11 protein-coding genes and 1 pseudogene are annotated in these 14404 nt (G+C 52.0%); 3 read left to right on the forward strand and 9 right to left on the reverse strand.

Annotated elements, in window-relative coordinates; translation table 11 throughout:
- Positions 1-641: 641 nt before the first annotated feature.
- Complete coding sequence (locus tag C8K58_RS13900) at positions 642-1685, reverse strand: methyl-accepting chemotaxis protein (protein ID WP_108573846.1); 1044 nt, start codon at positions 1683-1685, stop codon at positions 642-644.
- Between the two features lie 626 nt (positions 1686-2311).
- Here C8K58_RS13900 and C8K58_RS13905 point away from each other — a divergent pair.
- Together C8K58_RS13905 and C8K58_RS13910 are read left to right on the forward strand one after the other, a co-directional pair.
- On the forward strand, positions 2312-2680 hold the full coding sequence (locus C8K58_RS13905; RefSeq protein WP_076030829.1) for a hypothetical protein: 369 nt from the start codon (positions 2312-2314) through the stop codon (positions 2678-2680).
- A 186-nt stretch (positions 2681-2866) separates the two neighbouring features.
- Positions 2867-4303, forward strand: a complete 1437-nt coding sequence (locus C8K58_RS13910; protein WP_108573927.1) for an IS1182 family transposase — start codon at positions 2867-2869, stop codon at positions 4301-4303.
- Between the two features lie 678 nt (positions 4304-4981).
- Here C8K58_RS13910 and C8K58_RS13915 read toward each other — a convergent pair.
- Positions 4982-6862 carry an AAA family ATPase gene (locus C8K58_RS13915; protein ID WP_227432293.1) on the reverse strand — a complete coding sequence of 627 codons (1881 nt, stop codon included), beginning with the start codon at positions 6860-6862 and terminating at the stop codon, positions 4982-4984.
- A gap of 1228 nt (positions 6863-8090) precedes the next feature.
- On the opposite strand from C8K58_RS13915, the gene C8K58_RS13920 reads away from it, so the two are divergent.
- On the forward strand, positions 8091-8639 hold the full coding sequence (locus C8K58_RS13920) for an SMI1/KNR4 family protein (RefSeq protein ID WP_256592524.1): 549 nt from the start codon (positions 8091-8093) through the stop codon (positions 8637-8639).
- A 16-nt stretch (positions 8640-8655) separates the two neighbouring features.
- On the opposite strand, the pseudogene C8K58_RS33105 reads toward C8K58_RS13920, so the two are convergent.
- The 7 genes and pseudogenes from C8K58_RS33105 to C8K58_RS13950 form a co-directional block, all read right to left on the reverse strand.
- Positions 8656-8745, reverse strand: a pseudogene (locus C8K58_RS33105) (IS5/IS1182 family transposase); the annotation flags it as partial.
- Positions 8746-9006: 261 nt separating this feature from the next.
- A complete protein-coding gene (locus tag C8K58_RS13925) occupies positions 9007-9642 on the reverse strand; it encodes a hypothetical protein (protein ID WP_108573848.1) in 636 nt (211 codons plus the stop codon).
- A 71-nt stretch (positions 9643-9713) separates the two neighbouring features.
- A complete protein-coding gene (locus C8K58_RS13930; RefSeq protein ID WP_108573849.1) occupies positions 9714-12620 on the reverse strand; it encodes a DUF927 domain-containing protein in 2907 nt (968 codons plus the stop codon).
- Positions 12617-12898 (reverse strand): DUF3077 domain-containing protein, encoded by a 282-nt coding sequence (locus C8K58_RS13935; RefSeq protein WP_108573850.1) that lies wholly within the window; start codon positions 12896-12898, stop codon positions 12617-12619. The genes C8K58_RS13930 and C8K58_RS13935 overlap by 4 nt, the downstream gene beginning before the upstream one ends.
- Positions 12895-13176 (reverse strand): hypothetical protein, encoded by a 282-nt coding sequence (locus C8K58_RS13940; protein WP_092358861.1) that lies wholly within the window; start codon positions 13174-13176, stop codon positions 12895-12897. Before C8K58_RS13940 ends, C8K58_RS13935 begins: the two co-directional genes overlap by 4 nt.
- A 530-nt stretch (positions 13177-13706) precedes the next feature.
- Entirely contained in the window at positions 13707-14012 is a 306-nt protein-coding gene (locus C8K58_RS13945) for a hypothetical protein (protein ID WP_108573851.1), read from the reverse strand.
- The gene (locus C8K58_RS13950) at positions 14009-14278 is read right to left on the reverse strand and encodes an AlpA family transcriptional regulator (protein WP_108573852.1); all 270 of its coding nucleotides are present in this window, start codon (positions 14276-14278) and stop codon (positions 14009-14011) included. Before C8K58_RS13950 ends, C8K58_RS13945 begins: the two co-directional genes overlap by 4 nt.
- Positions 14279-14404: the final 126 nt, after the last annotated feature.

Consider the following 14404-nt stretch of genomic DNA (forward strand, 5'->3'; position numbering starts at 1 on the left):
CGTTGGTGTTTTACGATTGCTCCCATTCCATCGGCGTTGCAGCACCAAGGTCCCGAGTTGCAGCAGGTAAGTGGCAAACTCTTCGGGTGCCATGTCCCATCTGTGTAAAAACCAGGATGAATCGGATAGTCGCTGCTGTTCTCGTAGATGCATGAGACACCTCGTCATTTGTGTTTTTAGGGACACGGCGTGGAGTGAACATTATCTAGGGGAGATGAAGTGTGCTTGGCTCGAATGGACAACCGTTTGGTTAAAAAGGACAGGTATAGATGCCCGGCATGCCAGTGGGCAGCGATGGTGCGGGGTGGGGAGGGATAGACAGGGATAAACGGCCAGATACAAGAAAGCCCGCACGAGGCGGGCTTCTTGAGGTGATTCATAGACTGCTGTAGACATCTATGGATCGGTACTTGGTGGTACACAGTCATTTGAATTGGGTAGATAAGATATTGATTTTATTTGTTTTGTTTATATGTTGTGTGGTTAGGGATACATGTGGGGATACACGCGGCGCCCGATTGAACGCCGTAACGAAGTCTAAACATAAGAAATCTGCGTTGTACGCAACCAGTTGTGCTGATTTTTAATGTCTGCTTAGAGATCTGCTAAGCGAGCTAGCAGTGTTGGTTCAGCGCGTTGGGTTACGCGTCAATTGTGGGCAAATGTTGTTCGATGACGCCTAGCCATCCCATACCGGCATAGGTTTCAAACCCAGGCGTTATCGAGTAACCCTGGATGAGGTTTTTACTCAAGATGCTGTAACCACTCGTTTGGGCGGCTTTAGTTTGCAACTCAATTCGCTCGCCCAGCTGATTCTGTGTATCAGAGCTGGCAATTATCTTGTGATTGCCGTCGATGATCATCAATCGACTTCGCGAGCGTTCATCCTCGCTCAAGCGCACGCCTTTGAGCACCGAGTCAGCTTGATTTTTCCAGTCGAAAAAAATTCCGATAACGCCAATCACCGGGGTCTGTTTACCTGCCTTGCTGCGCACAGCCGCACTGAATGTGCAGGTTTGCGAGTCGTTCAACAGCGGTTCGGCCGTTATTTCTCCAGCGAAATACTGGTCACCTGAAGCGTGCTGCATTGCTTTCTTGAACCAAGGCTCCTTCGCAACATTGGCTCCGATCACTTTGCCAAAGGTTCCCGGTCGGCCCGAGGCCAAGATTCGCCCACTGTTGTCAGCGACCCAGATGTCCAGGTACACGGTGTAACTGTCGAGAATGATCCCAAGACGCTCGCTGGCGTGGGCGCAGCCTTCCGGGGAGTGACTCGTCAGCGCGTCTACCAGGGATGCATCAGTTGCCCACCAGCGCACGTCGCATGTGCGCTCGTAAAGGTTTCGATCGATGATCTCGATCATGTTAAGCGACAGATCAGCCAATCGCTGTCCGCGCACGTCAAAGCACATGCCACGACCGAGTGCCGTCAGTTCATTGACCGAAACCTGCAAGTCCTCGGTCAGCCCGCTGGCAATTTTCGAGATACGCTCGGAGATATTTTTGACTTCTTCCGCCACAACCGAGAACCCCATCCCGGCCTTGCCTGCATGCGCGGCTTCAATGAGTGCATTGATTGCCAGCAATCGAGTTTGGCGAGTGATCGCATGTATATCACTGACACCACGATTCGCCAGAGACTCCACTTCCCGTGAGAGGGAGACGATCCGTTCGGGTTCGATCATTTTCTTTCTGCTTCTACGAGTTATTGATGGCGGCAGTGGGTTGCTGATCAATGAACGAAGAAAATACAAAACTGGGCTATAGCTGCCCTCTAACGAATGAAGGTTAGGACCCCTCTAACAATAAGGTCGGCTGATTTCACTGGGCCATTAGGTGAATCCGAAAAATTAATTCAAATGTTCGAGGCCCGGATCCCTCTTGGCTTGGGTCGTAAGGAATGGGACACCAATGAGCGCTGGCAAGAGAGCCTAGAGACTCAGCAGTTTGATGCGGCTCATTGACAATACGGCATTCATGACGTAGTCAGGCTTAGGAGGGCAGGGCGATCGTAGTGGTTGTCATTGCCACACAGGGTCAACCCTGTACGCATCAAGGCGCCGAACCTAGACGGTTTCATTCAGAAAACTCAGCGCAGTAATGGGTGTTGCTTCGGTTGGGCAATCACATGAGCATCGTTCAGATCGTATAGATAGCTCTGGTTCTGGTTGTCAGTTGTATTGCTACCCTGAAATCCACGAAGGGCCGGTTTGGGTCCAGGCTGTGTGAAAACATTGCCGATGAATCAATAGCATTAGACAAACAACCTCAGGTCTTTCACATTCCATCTAAAGCGGGTCAGGAAAAAGACATGCCTTCACGTTTGGCATCCAGCTACCCAGATATTCAACATGCATTGGACGCGATCATTCCAAGCAAAAAATTGGACGTGGCTACTCGTATTGTCCTATGGGCGGCGAGTGACGCTGGGCTAGACCCAGCCGAAATTATGGTCACGCTGTCAAAACTAGATCCAGTGCTGTTCGACAACCTTTGTTCTGAAATGGAGGCGCAGTATTTCCGACTGTTCGAGCGCGGAGATGAGATGCATCTATCGTTTTTTTGCAAGGCTCGAGCCTACAGCGCCAGCGCTTGGTTGGCTCGTGAGGCACCCTACGAAGCAATTTACGAGTCAATCTTTGCCACAGAGAAACCCCTTGTGATTGCTGATTTTTTGTAGGTAAAAGAACCTCCCGAACAACATTACTTAGCTCTGAGGCCGCAACTTTCGGGGCTTTGAAGCCTACTATTGTGTGGGGCCGCTGAGTTTCAGCTGTAGCCTGATGACTCGCCCATCGACCTTGGCTGTGTGAAGCGCTAATGATTGTCTAACCTTCTGATCGTTGAGATCGTATCGGGGGCGATCATGAAGCGATTTATTGAAGGTGAGGCTCGCACGCAAGTGACGCTGCTGCCGGAGTGCCTGGACGATTACGTAACCGAAGAAAATCCAGTCCGAGTGGTCGACGTTTTCGTCGATGAACTCGACTTGGGGGCACTTGGGTTTGAAGGTGTTGATCCTGCTGCAACGGGTCGTCCGGCCTATCATCCAGCGGTCTTGCTAAAGATCTATATCTACGGCTATTTCAATCGGATTCAGTCCAGCCGCCGACTTGAGCGTGAGGCCGAGCGCAACGTCGAGTTGATGTGGCTAACGGGGCGTTTGGCTCCGGACTTCAAAACCATTGCCGACTTTCGCAAAGACAACGGCAAAGCCATTCGCAGCGTATGCCGCCAGTTCGTAGTTCTTTGCCGCAACCTCAATCTCTTCTCCCAGTCGATCATCGCCATCGACGGCAGCAAATTCAAAGCCGTCAATAATCGCGACCGCAACTTCACTCAGGGCAAGGTGAAGGCCCGTATGCAGCAGATTGAGCAGAGCATTGATCGCTATCTGGCGGCGATGGATTCGGCGGATCGGGCAACGCCCGTAGTGGCCGAGGCCAAAGCAGAGCGGCTTAAGGAAAAGATAGAAACACTGAAAAAGCAGATGCAGAAACTCAAGGACATCGAGGCGCAGCTTCACGAAAGTCCAGACCAGCAGATCTCCCTCACAGACCCAGATGCACGCTCAATGGCCACGAGCGGCCGAGGCACCGGAACGGTTGGCTACAACGTACAAACAGCTGTCGACGACAAACACCATCTGATCGTTGCCCATGAGGTGACCAACGTTGGTAATGATCGTGGGCAACTGAGCAATATGGCGAACCAAGCGCGTGAAGAAATCGAGGCTGAATTGCTAACGGTGGTGGCCGACCGAGGCTATTACAAAGGTCTGGAAATCCTTGCTTGCGAGCAAGCCGGCATCACTACCTTCGTACCGAAACCCCTCACATCTGGCAGCAAAGCCGAAGGCAGATTCTGCAAGCAGGATTTCATTTATCTTATTGCGTCGGACGAGTATCGATGCCCTGCGGGGCAGTTACTAACCAGGCGACATTCGTCGATGGAAGACGGCATGTTATTGCATTGTTACTACTTCTCGGGCTGTCAGTCCTGCGCAATGCACAAGCAATGTACGACGGGTAAGGAGCGCCGAGTGAAGCGCTGGGAACATGAGGCGGTAATCGACGCGATGCAGGTTCGGCTGGAACATGACCCGGGGAAGATGAAGGTTCGCCGCCAGACTGTTGAGCATCCTTTTGGAACGCTCAAATATTGGATGGGAGCCACCCACTTCCTGACCAAAACACTTCCGCGAGTAAGTACCGAAATGAGCCTTCATGTACTCGCCTACAACCTCAAACGAATGATGAGCATCTTCGGCATTGCAGGACTGCTTGAGGCGATCAGGGCGTGAATCCAGCCGCTTGGCTCGCCAGTTAGCGGCTGTTTGGGCCGCTAACGCGGCCTAAGCAGCATTACGAACGTCTATGTAGCTGACTAGTGCTATTCGCGCTTCCGTCTGCTGGTTTCGCAGACAACGCCCGTCGTTCTCAACTTTCGACGTATTTAGTGCGTTTTCACACAGCCTGGGTCGGAAGCCGCCGGTGACAACCGACCGCTTTCGGCCGAGGCTGTGTAAAAACAGTTTTGAGCGCGACAGCTACTCAAAACCGGACTGAAAATCGCGTTTCTACGCGAAATCCATATCTTCTGACGTGCCGATAAATTTCAGATTTAACGTAGACGCGCACACTTCAATTTTGGCGAAGCGTTTTTACACACTCTGGGCCAGAAGCGGGCGTTCGGTAATGGCTACTTTCGACCAAAGCGTTCATGATGGATAAATAACCTACTAACGACCCAGCTGTGTAAACGCAGGCACTATTTGGAAGTCTGCGTTGCTAGAAAATCTGTTAGCAATTGGCTACTATCGGCCAGACTAGAATGCTTGCTCGTCAGCAACCTATATACCTGTTGAGATAAACGTGGCTAGTGTGTAGGGAGCGGGCAAGGTAGAGATTGCCGGGACTAAACTAACATACCCTTAGGTAGAGTGTCGCCAGCAATCTCCGCATACTATATCGCACTCATGCTAACCAAGCGTCTTCGCACTTTCGTATTCTTCAATCTGAGAAACCCTTTCAAATATCGACCCGAAGTTTGAGAAATCAAAATCTTTTGCGAATTCTAAATTTCCCTCAACCAAATCTGCAAACCTTGCCTTGGAATGCGCTCCGGCCAACTCAGAAATATTGCTGTCGAAAATTTTTTTTATAGACTCCTCGGTTCCGTCGGGACTCTCTCTGAGCTGAGGTACAGGTTTACCTCTATTGGCAGAGGCAGACTGAAAGTAAAATATTTCATTATCGAAATGCAATCGCTTTCCATCATGACTTTTTTTAAGCTCATCATCTGTATAAAAAAATTCAATAGAAATATTCGAATATGTCTCTCGACCAGGAGGTACGGGCAAGCAAAAACCATAAACATTGTTACCATAATTTTTGAACGTTCTGCCATCGACTTCAATACCAGCAACGATTTTTTCTACGTCTCGATCAAATACCCCAATAACTGTGCAGCGTTGTTTAAGTTTAGACAATTGCTCCAAGAGTCTTTCAAGCTTCGAATCTCCCCAGTCTGCGGGCACATCAAAGTAGCTTAGTGAGCCTCCACACCCTAAAGACTTAGCAGCCGCCCTTAAGTGTTGGATATCAGTTTTACCTTCCGTTACTATTAGAGTTTTCTCGCTTTCCTCGCTCTTCGCCTTTAGCTTTAGGAATTGCTCTCGAAAACCTAAGCTATCACCAATCATCATATCGTAAACTTCAGTATAAAGATCGCTATTATAAGGATCCTTTGTAATTCCAAAGTTATCCAAATCAATAATTTTTGTGCGCTTTTTTGCTTCGTCGGCCAACCCCATCGCCATAAATGGCGAGTGTGAACTCGCTATAAACTGTACATTTGGAAAGAGCGAAAACAATTTTGGCATAACTTCTTTTTGAAGTCGAATGTGAAGATGTTTATCTGCTTCGTCAATGAGCACAATACCGGACACGCTCGATATTGGATTTTCACCAACAATAACATCGGCTTGCCGTATGATTTCTCCGGCCAAGCACAACGCTGAAGCCTCGCCTGCAGAAATATGAAATATCGCAGGGTAAAGACATTTTCCGGTTTCAGAATTTATTATTTGAATTCGCGTATTACCAAACCCTCGCGGACCAACGCCGAAACGAAATTTAGCTGGAATTTTTCCTTGCAAGATCAATGTGATTACCTGATCGAGCAATAACTTTATATTAGCTACGCCAGATTGTTGATACTGCATATCCAACACAATATCCATCAACCAGTTTGAAAAAGTTTGCAGTCCAGAAACCACCTCCAGCGGATTTGGAAGCCTCCCCTTGAAATTATTTCCCTTACGGAATGATAAATTTACCTCGTAAGGTTGATTGATATACCCAGGGGTTTCGTATCTGTATGAAGGAAAGTAGGTAATGAGGTTCGATTCGAAGATTGATAGCGCCTGAGTTTTTTCGATCTTCCAGTGCTTGATTTGATTGTTCTCACTAAGACCATGAGACAACGCATCGAAGCTTATTTTGTTCTCGATCATTAATTCTTGATATTCTGCCTCGCTCATGGCGCCGATAATATCCACATAATCAATTGTTTCGCCATTCATATTTAAGCGCATATAAAATATGGAGGGCCGGCTCTGGTCTAGATTATTCAAGCCGGATGTTACTCGGTAGTATTTATTTTCCTTTCCTTCAAAGGAGCCAGGAAACCAATTTTTTGCCAGTTCGTGAAAAGCGTCTACTATATGGGAAATTACAGTAGTTTTACCACGACCATTTGCTGCGACCAGTACTGCAATTTCGTTTTCTGACAAGCTAATATCTAGGTAGTCAAACGGTGATCTATTTTGAAATAGTAGCTTTTCTATAAATACTTTCATCGGTCCATTCCCTTAGCAGGTTGATATTGTTTTTAGCTTTCTGTTTACTGTCATCTGCTTAAGCTTTCCAGTAAATTTCCTAGGCCCTAAGCCCGAACTGTCGTTTGGAAAGCAGTAGTAGGACAGTTCTCAAGCTTTCCTCAGATACCAGCGGAAAACCACTAGATAGAGCGGCAATTGGCCATCCTCTATATCACAGGTCGCACACATCCATCGCAGAATTCGAGCCAGTTCGCAGTGACACACGAAGGCTGGAAATGAACGTGAATGGCAGAACTGTATACAAACATCTAGGGAGCTTGTGAGCGTCCCTATCTGGCCGACTGCCGCCCTTCGCAAAGGGCAGCTTAGGGTCGATGCTGCTTTTCGCGAAGGGCAGCTTTTGGCCGGTATCTGCCCTTCTTGAAGGGTAACTGTGTGGCTGTGGGTGAGCTTGATGGGACGAGCCTAAGGGGGGGCATGTTCCCCTTTCCTGCAACACGCTTAGCTGCTGGAATACGAGGTGTTCCGACTATTTCTATTCGGTGTAAAGCTCCTGAAAACCATATATTCCGTGGCCTTCAGCGTTTATGGTGCACCGGGAGCATGTGGAGCACCGGATTGAGGAGGGGTGAGTTATTCATTCATCCCGCCGCCCTTTATCTGGGGTACCAACAGCGGGTAATGGTGGTGACCACAGGGGCACCTCTTCCCCTGACACCTCAACAGCTTCAATGATAGCTGGGCAAGGGCTGGGGGGGGGCTGGCCGTCTACTGACCTACTACCCAACCGGAGACGGAACCCCCTATAGCCACTTGAATCTGCAAAAACATCGGGGTTCGAATTACCCCAATCCAAATAACCTCCCAAAGGACCCATGAACAGCGCGGAAAGGTGTTGTTTTGCCTGCTGTCTAGACGCTTGGCGGCAGGCGTGTGGCGACCCTCTGATGCTCGCTGAAGGCGCGCAATGCGATGGGGTGATGGGGGTTAAAAACCGATACCTTTCAAAAAACGGTGTTCCAGGTGTTCCAGGTGTTCCACTAAGGCTGAAAGCCACGAGTTACGGGGCTTGCAGAGTGGAACACCTTTTTATTTGAGCTGGAACACTAGGTGTTCCAGCGGCAAAAGGTGTTCCACGTTGATAGTCTGTTGATTCAGTCCGAGAGCCGCTCCTCAACGGTCGGCAAGGTTGCGTCAGGAGTGATTTGTGTGAGGATAGATGTAGTAGATTCGGTCTGGCATGTGCGTGGTAAACCCCGCTGCTGCCCACGTTGTATACGGCAATACTTTTCGTACAAAACCTAAAGAATATTGGCAGTGGCGTGTAAAAAACAGTGAGGTTGGTATGTCAAGCTTAGAGATGGTAAGGAGTCGATTTGAGTCGTTGAATGGTATTCGCGCAGTGGCCCCGGATTTTATTGAAAAGCTGGAGCATGAGTTGAAAGTATCACTTCCCAGTAGCTTCAAATTGGTGGGGGAGTTTTTTGACGGAAGTGGTATTTATGTTTTACCGCTGCACCAGATCGGTTGGGAATCTCCAACTAATGTTCTTGTTGAAACGAAGCGCTTGAGAAGCAGTGGCCCACTTTCTTCAAATTATCTTGTGTTGGGGGAGCCTGCTGAAGGTCTAATCGTGATGGACTGCAACTCCCAGTTGGGGCAGGTGTTCTGGTGTGATGCGATTGATGTTAACCGCATTGGTAAAGAAGCATTGATGACAGCACCTGAAGTATGGGGTTCCTACTTGGATTTTGTTGAGTATTTGGTGTCGGAGGAAGAGTCTGATCGGCTGTAAGCAGCGCGTAAAGGCGTGTTCGATGTCGACCCATCCTCTGCTCGGGAGAAACCAGATCCTTGATCAATTCCCAAGATGCATCGGAGAGTTCGTAACGCTTTGACATGCGGGCCTCCAGCCAATCATGGCGCGATTCTAACCATACGGACTTTTCGTACAGAACCTCGCTGACGGCGCCGAATGAGACGGGGTGACGGAGGTTAAAAACCAATACCCCTCAAAAAACGGTGTTCCAGGTGTTCCAGGTGTTCCACTAAAGCTGAAAGCCACGGAGTACGTGGCTTTCAGGGCGGAACACCTTTTTATTTGAGCTGGAACACCACGTGTTCCAGGGGAAAAAGGTGTTCCACGTTGATGGTGTGTCAATTCAGTCCAACAGCAGTTCCTCAACTGTCGGTCTCGTTGGGCCTGTCCTGATTGTATGAGGGCCGACGTAGTCAAACCGGTCCTCCCGGTGAGTGGGAGGTAAGGGAATCCGAATGTCCTGCAAAGAGCCTTGCAGCCCCATGAGATGCGCGACCTGCTGATACTGTTTGGCTACTGCCACCAACTCATTAGCGCTGCTTCTTATTTGCTCCGCTCGTTTGTACAGAATTGCTCTCAAGAGCTCCTTGTGTGAAGTCTCCAACGCTTGGTTACCCTGTTCAAGTCGTTGGTCGATCTCAGTGACTTCCTGTTCAAGTTTAGCGATGGCAGCAGTTCGAGCCAGGTGCTTGCCACGGCTTCTGTCCGACTCGCCAAGGATTGATTGCAGAGCTGTGTCTGCTTCGGCTTCAGCAGCTGTATCGCCAGCAGCAATGGCCGCACTGTAGGCTTTGAGCGCTTTGTCATGCGCAGATGCTTTGGCTTCCTTGTCCGTAGCGTCCTCAGCGACCAGGGACTTTAATTTGTGGGTTAGCTGTTCCTTGGTCCTTTCCAGTTCTTGGAGCGTTTTTTGGTGAGCTGCGTGTTTGGTTTGAGCCGCTTTGATTTCAGGGGTTGAAAGCGTGTTTCTTTTAAACATGGGGGTATCTCCATTTACATATGGTGCTGCGAAAGGCTTGCCGGAATGGCAGGCCGAAATGGATAACTAATTTATGCGGCCTCGATGGAGTGTCCGCTGTCATCCGCCATGAGTGCAGATGAGTTAAAAACGTAGGCACGGGCTTTAGGCATGCCTGGCAGTCTTACCGATTGAGCCGCTTTGCCATCGCTGCCAGGCTCTAAAATGGCGCGGCTCAATAGCTCTTTGTTAACGGCGTTCAGGTTCATGCCTTTGAAGACTTCGGAACACCAAGCCTCGGGCAGTACGTAGTAGGTAGTGGTGGTGTGCAACGCATCACCCAGGCCATGCTCCAGCGTTTTGCGAAAGCCCAGCCGGTCAATGGTGCGAGGGCCGTGCTCATCGATCTTGGCGGCGGCGGATTCCCAGCGGGTGAAACGGCTCTCTCCGAAACGCTCGATCACTTGGCGAAGGCGCGCGACGATGGCGTCACTTTCGAAGTTTCCGGCGCCGCCGCGCTCATTCAGCCAGGCATTGAGGCAGACCTTTGCCGCCGTGGTCGCTCCACCCTCAGGCCAGCCAGTTATCCCCAGGGCGGTGGCCAGCTCCCCAGCGGCAGCGGCCAATCCAAAACGAGTGGCGGCACGTTGGGCCTGTCCGCTTGCTGATTTAGGTAGTGACGTCGAGACAAACCGTTCAATGGTGTGGCGCAAAATGGTCGACCACCCCAGCGTCTTTCCGGGCTCACACAGGGCCGACAGGAGGGCGGTTAGCGGGGTGCCGTAGTACTTGGTCACCCGCGCTTTTAGAGCGTCTGAAAGCGCAGCCGCGTCCTCAAAGCCGTTGAGGGCGTCGAACATTCCAAGCCCTTTGCTGGCATCGGCAGGTACTGCGAGCATGCGCACTTCCATGCCCGCTTTAAGATCCTTGTTGGCCTCTGCCATGTGCTGCGCTAACGTCTTTTCCCCGGTCGAGAGAAACAACAAACGCCATTCCTGAACGTGCCGACCGGCCTGGCCTCGATCATTGGCGCGTGCTTTGCCACTGCCATTACCCAGCATGTAAACCGTTTCGCCAATGATGCGCGGATCACACATGCCGATTTCATCGAGCACCAATAAGCCATCTGAGTGCGCGGCGGCGATGGACTCGAGGGCGTTGTCAGTAGAGCGCCAGGAGCGTACGCAACGGGGACTCCCGTAGACCGATGCGGCCACCTGTAAATGGGTGGTCTTCCCGCCGGAGCTGTCACCGTAAAGGTGAAAGCCCCCTGACTCATGGCCCAGCATGTGCAGTAGTGGCCCCGCGAAAGCGGCACATACAACGAACGTCAGGCGGTGGTTGCCAACGCATAGGGAACCGATATGGCGTTGCCATTGTGCGAGTGTTCCGGCCTGACTGATGGGTGGAAGTTGAGCACCCGCATCGTAGAAATGCAGCTGCTCTTTGCTTACACCAATCTGTTGCTCCGGGAGTAGGTAGGCATCGTCATGCCAACCGAGTCTGTTAACCACTCGGGCGCGTTTGTCACTGTCATAACTTTGCAAGTAGCCCTGCAAATCGTTGCGAGCATTACGCCCTGAGCGACTTCCCGCCAGGCGCAAGCCCATGTCCACCAGCGGCCCCAACACTTCCTTGCCGAAGTCACCGGCCATGTTGCGAGCGGGGATGTTCCAGCGTTTTTTATCCCCGTCGGGATCATCCAGTTCAACCAGTAAGCCCCAGTTATTGCCCTTTTCGTCTCGGGTGCGGGCAAGGATTTCCAGGCGAGAACACACTGGCCTGGATTCACCGTCATCGCCGGCATAAAACACGCCTTCGGATGTGAGCCGAAAGCCACCGGGCAGCGTATTTGTTTTGGATTTCCTAGCGGGTTGTTTACTGGTGGTTTGCTTGGCTTTGGAGGGCTTGGCGGGCGGTGTTGAGAGGGGCAGAGAGAAAAGCTCTCCGGTGCGCTCTAGCTCGGCAAAGTGGGCGGGCGTCCAGCCCTTTGCCTGTGCATCGGCAGCATCATCGCCGTCGGCCCACACACCGCCCTTGGCAAAGGTCGGTGCTTCTCCATCAAGGCCGGGACGCTGACTGAACACAGCGAGCGCCAGAACGCGCACAGAGGCCGCTCCCAGCGTGCGCAGGTGCTCGGCCAGCTCATCCATGCACTTGAGTCCCGGCGCATCGTTATCAGGCCATAGCAGCACATCGCGCCCAATCAACGGACTAAAATCAGACTTGCGCCAAGAGTTCGTTCCGTTGAGCCAGCAGGTGGCCACGTACCCCGGCATTAGCAGTGCGGCGGCGTCGGCAGATTTCTCGCCCTCGGTCACCACGACGGGGGCTACGTCACGTTGCTTGAGGTGGTCGAGGTGCAACAGCGGACGCGGTTCCGGCAAACCTTGCCAGCGCCACTGGAGGACACCATTTTTGCCTTTGCACCAGGTCAGAGGAGCAAACACTTTGCGCGGATTTCCGCTGTCATCTGGGGACAGGTCAAAGCGGTAGAGCACCATCAAAGGTTGGGCGTCAGCGTCTCGATAGACCCACACTTTTGAGGGTATTCCGTGCTGGCGATGCTTGACCAAAATTTTCGCCATGGCCTCATCAGGAATGGGGCGGATCGCCACCCAATCCGGTGTTTTGCTTTGCGCCGATTTCGCAGCTGTTGAGACGCTATTTGAGTCGTTGGCCACACCCAGAAAATCGGCGAGTTTGTTGCACGCCTCGACCTCTGTTCCACCGTCCAGATAACGGATCAAATCAATCAGGTCGCCGCCCTTGTCGCCGGTGGCAAAATCTGCCCAGGTGCCCTTGGCTAAGTTCACCTTGAACGATCCGGCGTGTTTGTCGGCGCGAGTTGGATTCGGCGCTGAATACTCCTTGCCGCCGTCTTCACGTTTCCCGCTGGGTAGCCAGTGAGCCAATACTCGGTCAATAGCCTTAAGGGAGGCCGCTTTTACCTGGGCGAAGCTGGGGCGTTTGCCTGTTTTAGCGGGGCGCTCGGTCATTGGTCGGGCCTCGCAAGAAATAGCCCGTCCGTGGCGTCATCGATAAGTGCTTTCGCCATTTCGCCCAGGTAATAAGACGCCCAACTTAACCGCTCGCAGTTATCAGTCATGGCTGCATCGAGCGCGAATTGATTGGCGAAAAATTGCAGGTGGGATGCAGCCTCTAATGCCTCATCGATTGATATGCCTGGATTGACGCAAAACAGCTTCCTGCCCTCTTTATCGATCTTGGTGAACTGGGTATGGCCCGGTGTTCTTTTTCCGGCTGGCGAGGTCATTGGGCACCTCCATCGCGAGGCATTTTGCGAGTGGAATCATGGCCGTGTTCGGCCAGTGTTTTTATGAGAGCCAGTGCGCCGCGTACATCCCAAAGGGTGCCCGCCACTATCGCTGATGGAAGCGGCGGTCTGCCCTCTATGAAGTGTTCCTCAAGCAAGGCCAAGACCGAGTCGGCGCGAATGATGGCGCAGCTGATCGCATCGATCGGTATGCCTGCTTCGACGTCGCCGGAGACGGTCAAAAGCTCTTCTGGCAGAGCAAGGCATTTCGATTTCATTTCACACCCCCTGTGGCTTCCAGGGCGCGTGCTTTTTCCATGTGAGAGTTGTAACGGGCGAGGCGAGAACGGAGGCTGGAGTTTGCGTGTAGAGCGGCGCGAGCCATTGCCCGGTGGGCAGCAGCACGGATTTTGGACGGATTTAGGGCGTGCATGGTGGAGCTCCTTCTTAAGTGGAAGCTGCCACGGAACGTCGCCAAACGAATAAAGGTGGCAGCTGTACGCAGGTTGGCGAACCGGGTAAGAAGGAACCCGGCAGACCCGAAGGTCTCCCGCGCACAGCCGCCATAAAGCAGGAATGCGGGCACAAAAAAAGCGCCTGCAATCGATATGGTGGCGCCTGTGCGCCTTCTTAAACTCGGGTCGCCAAACCCGGTCGCTGAATTTGCAGCGACGGCCAGAGCATAGCGCTCAGTTTTCCGACGTGCAACCACAAGCGAAGCTTGAAGATTTGCCGGGGGCGAAATACATTGATTGGGCATCTAGATTTACCTCCAACGCCCCCGGTTGCAGCCGGGGGCGTTTTCATTTCAGGCATGAAATTCCCAGCGCAGGTTAAGCAGCGGTAGATAACCGTCCTCATTCATCGAGCGAGCATCCTCATAGGCCGCTGCTTTTTGGTCACTGTCGATAGCGACGAGGCTGAACTTCTCGGTGTGCATAGCGAGTACGCCCCAAGTGCCGTCAGGCCAGGTCATGACGACGACAGCCCGGCCCAGGCTTTCGTGCTTATTTCGATACCGGATGAGGCGTTGCATGGTCGCCGGAGATAGGCCGATTTGCCGGAGTAGGGAGAATGGATGTAACGCCGCCTTTTGGGCTACAGACGCTCTCATGCGGCCTCCTTGGCGCGTAGCGCGATGCGTGCTCGCACCCAGCTTTGAACCTCACTCAAAACCCAGGCTACCGGCGCTCCACGGGCGGTGCTTTCGCTGAGTTTGACGGGGAGAGGAAAGCCGCTTTCCGGTTGGCGCATAAGTTTGTAAATCGTGGGCCTTGCCAAGCCCACCATTGCTACGACTTCATTTATTCGAATCAACGTCGTGAGTGGGTCTAGTCTGCAAGGCGTTGCAACAACGTGGCTGTCTTGAGCTTTGGTCATTTGCCTGCCCTCACATCGTCGAGCTCCAATTGCTCAAGCGCCAAGACATCACGCCTTCTCATTTCGAGCCAGGCCAACACTTTTTTACGGCTATAAAGTGGACGACCCTCAACCCTAGTAAAGGGA

The sequence above is a fragment of the Pseudomonas sp. GV047 genome (genome assembly GCF_003058245.1).
In the GTDB taxonomy this organism is placed as follows: Bacteria; Pseudomonadota; Gammaproteobacteria; order Pseudomonadales; family Pseudomonadaceae; genus Aquipseudomonas; species Aquipseudomonas marginalis.

Excerpts from the sequence above, each read along its gene's own strand:
- C8K58_RS13905 (WP_076030829.1), top strand. The coding sequence starts at position 2,312 with ATGCCTTCACGTTTGGCATCCAGCTACCCAGATATTCAACATGCATTG.
- C8K58_RS13940 (WP_092358861.1), bottom strand. The coding sequence starts at position 13,176 with ATGAAATCGAAATGCCTTGCTCTGCCAGAAGAGCTTTTGACCGTCTCC.
- C8K58_RS13915 (WP_227432293.1), bottom strand. The coding sequence starts at position 6,862 with ATGAAAGTATTTATAGAAAAGCTACTATTTCAAAATAGATCACCGTTT.
- C8K58_RS13950 (WP_108573852.1), bottom strand. The coding sequence starts at position 14,278 with ATGACCAAAGCTCAAGACAGCCACGTTGTTGCAACGCCTTGCAGACTA.
- C8K58_RS13910 (WP_108573927.1), top strand. The coding sequence starts at position 2,867 with ATGAAGCGATTTATTGAAGGTGAGGCTCGCACGCAAGTGACGCTGCTG.
- C8K58_RS13930 (WP_108573849.1), bottom strand. The coding sequence starts at position 12,620 with ATGACCGAGCGCCCCGCTAAAACAGGCAAACGCCCCAGCTTCGCCCAG.
- C8K58_RS13925 (WP_108573848.1), bottom strand. The coding sequence starts at position 9,642 with ATGTTTAAAAGAAACACGCTTTCAACCCCTGAAATCAAAGCGGCTCAA.
- C8K58_RS13935 (WP_108573850.1), bottom strand. The coding sequence starts at position 12,898 with ATGACCTCGCCAGCCGGAAAAAGAACACCGGGCCATACCCAGTTCACC.
- C8K58_RS13945 (WP_108573851.1), bottom strand. The coding sequence starts at position 14,012 with ATGAGAGCGTCTGTAGCCCAAAAGGCGGCGTTACATCCATTCTCCCTA.
- C8K58_RS13900 (WP_108573846.1), bottom strand. The coding sequence starts at position 1,685 with ATGATCGAACCCGAACGGATCGTCTCCCTCTCACGGGAAGTGGAGTCT.